Source organism: Pseudomonas sp. RGM2987 (assembly GCF_022952855.1).
Taxonomy (GTDB): Bacteria; Pseudomonadota; Gammaproteobacteria; order Pseudomonadales; family Pseudomonadaceae; genus Aquipseudomonas.
Window position 1 is genome coordinate 1 of sequence record NZ_JALJDX010000058.1, and the last position, 4,346, is coordinate 4,346.

Consider the following 4,346-nt stretch of genomic DNA (forward strand, 5'->3'; position numbering starts at 1 on the left):
ACCCAGCCCCCGAGTCTGCAATCCCGGAGCATCAGGCAAAGCAGTGTTCGGTCTTTTTTGGGGCTGCTGCGCAGCCCAGCGGGAGCAAGCTCCCTCGCCACAATGTGCGCTCGCCAATGAATTAGTTTCGATTCGAGGATTTTGACATGTCTACCCTGATACGCCCGGCCCTGAGCCTGTTACTCCTGATGACCCTGCTCACCGGCATCGCCTACCCTTTGCTGGTCACCGCAGTGGCGCAAGTCGCTTTTCCTGTCCAGGCCAACGGCAGCCTGGTCATCGACGCCGTCGGCAAGGTCCGTGGCTCTATCCTGATCGCCCAGGATTTCCAGGGCGATGCCTGGTTCCATCCCCGTCCATCGGCCGGCGCCTTTGCCACCGTAGCCAGCGGCGCGAGCAACCTGTCCCCGAGCAATCCGGCCCTGGCCACGCGGGTGATCGATGACGCCGGCAAGCTGCAAGTGCCCGGCCAGGGGCCAGTGCCGCTGGCGTTGCTGACCACTTCCGGCAGCGGCCTGGACCCGCACTTGCCACCGGCCGCGATTGCCTATCAACTGGCGCGTGTTGCTGCGGCGCGTAACCTGCCGGTCTCGACCTTGCAGCAGTTGGTTGAGCGTCATACCGAGCAACCGTTGGTAGGGCCGCCAGTGGTGAATGTGCTGGCGCTGAATCTGGCGTTGGAACATCTGTAGTCAATTGAACCGCCTTCGCGAGCAAGCCCGCTCCCACAGTGGATTTGCGGTAGCCGTGGGAACAGGTCACGCCACAGTCCCTGTGGGAGCGGGCTTGCTCGCGAAGGCGTCGGAACATTCTCTACATCAACATCTGGAACAAGAGACCCCGACATGAGCGACTCCGGCCGCGCCGACGCACTGCTTGCCAACCTGCCCCGCAACGACCGTGGCCGGCTCAAGGTCTTCCTTGGCGCGGCACCCGGTGTCGGCAAGACCTACGCCATGCTGCAAGCGGCTCACACACGCTTGCGTCAAGGGGTGAAAGTCATCGCCGGGGTAGTGGAGACCCACGGTCGCAGCGAAACCGAAGCCTTGCTCGCGGGCCTGGCGCAGCAGCCCTTGGTGCGCTCGGAGTATCGCGGCGTGATGCTCGAGGAGATGGACCTCGACGGCCTGCTCGCGGCTCGACCAGGCCTGGCGCTGGTGGACGAGCTGGCCCACAGCAACGCGCCCGGCAGTCGTCATGCCAAGCGCTGGCAGGACATCCAGGAGCTGCTCGCCGCTGGCGTCGACGTGTACACCACGGTCAACGTCCAGCACCTGGAGAGCCTTAACGACCAGGTACGCGGCATCACTGGCGTGCAAGTCCGTGAGACGTTGCCGGACTGGGTCTTGCAGGAGGCCGATGAGCTGCTGCTGATCGACTTGCCGCCGCGCGAGCTATTGGAGCGCTTGCGCGACGGCAAGGTCTACGTGCCGGAGCAGGCCCGGGCGGCGATCGACGCATTTTTCACCCAGACCAACCTGACCGCCTTGCGCGAGCTGGCCATGCAGACCGCCGCCGCACAGGTCGACAATGACTTGGCCCAGGGTTATCGCCAACTGGGCCAGGCCGCCCCGGCGGTGCGGGGGCGATTACTGGTGGGAGTGGACGCTGACGAGCAGGCTGAACGCCTGGTGCGCCACGCCAGCCGCGTGGCCCAACGTCGACATTTGCCCTGGACCCTGGTGCACGTGGACAACGGCAGTGCGCGGGACGAGCCATCGCGTCAGCGTCTGCAAAATGCCCAGCAACTGGCCGAGCGACTCGGTGGCGAAGTGGTGCTGCTGCGGGCCGGTGAAGTGGCCCGCACGCTGATCCAGCATGCCACCGAAAGGCGCGCCACGCTGCTGCTGGTCGGGCAGTCCCGGCAACGCCTGCGTCGCCGCGTGTTCGGCGGCGGCCTGGCTTCGCGCTTGCTGCGCGATGCCCGAGGGCTGGAAATCAACGTGCTGGACAGCGACGAACAGCCCCGTCCGTCCCGGGTGCGCTCAAGGGCGGTCCAGACCGGTTTCGACTATGTCCTCGCCCTGCTGGCAACGGTGGCCGCCAGTGCCTTGGCCTGGGGCATTTCGGGGCTGCTGGAGCTACCGAACATCTCCCTGGTGTTTTTGATGGCGGTGTTGCTGGTGGCGGTGCGCAGCAGTCTTGGTCCGGCGCTGGCTTGCGCGGCGTTGTCGTTCCTGGCCTATGACTTTCTGTTTATCCCGCCGAATTTTTCCCTGACCATCCAGCGCGAAGAAGACGTGCTGACGCTGGTGTTCTTCCTGCTCATGGCCGCCCTGACCGGCAACCTGGCGGCCCGCCAGCGTCGGCAGTTGCAGGCGTTGCGCGACACCCAACAGGAGACCGGCGAGTTGCTCGACCTGTCACGCAAACTCACCGCCGCCACCGACCGCCAGGCGGTGATCAGCGCCGCCGCGCAGCACCTCAACGGCTGGCACGACTTGCAACTGTGCCTGCTCAACCGTGACCAACAGGGCAACTGGAAGGTAGAGACCGCCGAGCCGTTGACCTTCACCGAGGCCGAACGCGCCGCGGCCGACTGGTCCTGGCAACATGATCAGCCGGCCGGCGCCGGCACCGGAACCCTGCCGTCCGGGCGCTGGTGGTGGTGGCCGTTGTCGGCGGAGGGCGAGCCCTTGGCGTTACTCGGTGCCTGCCCCAAAGAGGGCATGCCATTGAGTGGGCAGCGTCGCCGTCTGCTGACGGCCCTCAGCCAGCCGTTGGCCCAGGCCCTGGCCCGTGCACAACTGGCCCAGGACCTGGAGGCGGCGCGCCTGCACGGCGAAACCGAGCAATTGCGCAGCGCCTTGCTGGCTTCGGTGTCCCACGATCTGCGCACGCCGCTGACCGCCATGCGCGGCAGTATCGATAGCCTGTTGGCGTTGGGAGAGGCAATCCCGCTGGCGGATCGGCGCGAGTTGCTCGAAGGCACCCGCGATGAAGCCGAGCGCCTGGATCGCTACATCCAGAATCTTTTGGACATGACCCGTCTCGGCCATGGCGCGTTGAAACTGGCGCGGGACTGGGTGGCGCCGGCGGATATCGTCGGCAGTGCGCTGAACCGCCTGCGTGCGGTGCTGGCGCCCCTCGTGGTCGGCGTCGAGGTGCCTGCTGAGTTACCGTTGCTGTACGTTCATGCCGCGCTGATTGAACAGGCGCTGGTGAACGTGCTGGAGAACGCTGCGCGCTTTTCGCCGGCCCACGGGCGCTTGCGGTTGAGCGTCGGTGTGACGGACAACGAGCTGTTTTTTGCCGTGGCCGATGAAGGGCCCGGCATTCCGGAAGCCGAGCGCGAGCGGATTTTCGACATGTTTTACACCGCTGCCCGCGGAGATCGAGGTGGGCAGGGCACGGGCCTGGGGCTGGCGATCTGTCAGGGGATGGTAGGGGCTCACGGCGGGCGAATCAGCGTCGCCGATGGCCTCGACGGACGCGGCACCTGTATCACCCTGCACCTGCCATTGCAGACACAGCCGGGTATGGACGATGAAGCTTGAGCGGCGCTGCGTTATGCTTTTTTCCACCTGACAGTTTGAACGAGCCCCATGAGCCAGAACGCGACCCTCTTGGTCATCGACGACGAACCACAGATCCGCAAGTTCCTGCGAATCAGCCTGACCTCCCAGGGATACAAGGTCCTGGAGGCGGGCACCGGCACGGAGGGGCTCGCCCAGGCGGCGTTGAACAAACCCGATTTGCTGATACTCGACCTCGGCCTGCCGGACATGGACGGCCAGCAGGTGCTGCGCGAGTTTCGCCAATGGTCGACGGTGCCGGTGCTGGTGCTCTCGGTGCGGGCCAGCGAAGCGCAGAAAGTCGAGGCGCTGGACAATGGCGCCAACGATTACGTGACCAAACCGTTCGGCATCCAGGAGTTTCTCGCCCGCATCCGCGCCTTGTTGCGCCAGGCGCCGGTCGGCGAGGCGCAGGAGGCGGCGCTGAAATTCGGCCCGCTGACGGTGGACCTGGCGTATCGACGGGTATTGCTGGAGGGCGCCGAGGTGGCGCTGACGCGCAAGGAATACGCTGTGCTGGCGCAACTGGCGCGGCATCCTGGGCGCGTCATCACCCAGCAACAACTGCTCAAGGACATCTGGGGCCCGACCCACACTGAAGACAGCCACTACCTGCGGATCGTGGTGGGTCACCTGCGCCAGAAACTGGCCGACGACCCGACCCGGCCACGGTTCATCGTGACCGAGGCGGGGGTGGGTTATCGGTTGTTGGGGGAGGGTGGGACTTAGCCTCCACTAGACTTCAAACCTTGCACTATTGTGGCGAGGGAGCTTGCTCCCGCTGGGGTGCGAAGCAGCCCCCGTACAGCCAACTCAATGAGCCTGATACAC

At 65.6% G+C, this 4,346-nt stretch carries 3 protein-coding genes; all 3 read left to right on the plus strand.

What is annotated here, in order from left to right; all coding sequences use genetic code 11:
* Positions 1-146: 146 nt before the first annotated feature.
* Complete coding sequence (gene kdpC, locus RGM2987_RS00480; RefSeq protein WP_245138157.1) at positions 147-692, plus strand: potassium-transporting ATPase subunit KdpC; 546 nt, start codon at positions 147-149, stop codon at positions 690-692.
* Positions 693-845: 153 nt separating this feature from the next.
* Positions 846-3,497, plus strand: coding sequence for a sensor histidine kinase KdpD (locus RGM2987_RS00485; RefSeq protein WP_245138158.1), 2,652 nt, complete (start codon positions 846-848; stop codon positions 3,495-3,497).
* Between the two features lie 48 nt (positions 3,498-3,545).
* Complete coding sequence (locus RGM2987_RS00490; RefSeq protein WP_245138159.1) at positions 3,546-4,244, plus strand: response regulator; 699 nt, start codon at positions 3,546-3,548, stop codon at positions 4,242-4,244.
* The last annotated feature ends 102 nt before the right edge of the window (positions 4,245-4,346 follow it).

What these genes read in the sequence shown, in the direction of transcription:
- RGM2987_RS00490 (WP_245138159.1), top strand. Translation starts at nt 3,546, where the DNA reads ATGAGCCAGAACGCGACCCTCTTGGTCATCGACGACGAACCACAGATC.
- RGM2987_RS00485 (WP_245138158.1), top strand. Translation starts at nt 846, where the DNA reads ATGAGCGACTCCGGCCGCGCCGACGCACTGCTTGCCAACCTGCCCCGC.
- kdpC (WP_245138157.1), top strand. Translation starts at nt 147, where the DNA reads ATGTCTACCCTGATACGCCCGGCCCTGAGCCTGTTACTCCTGATGACC.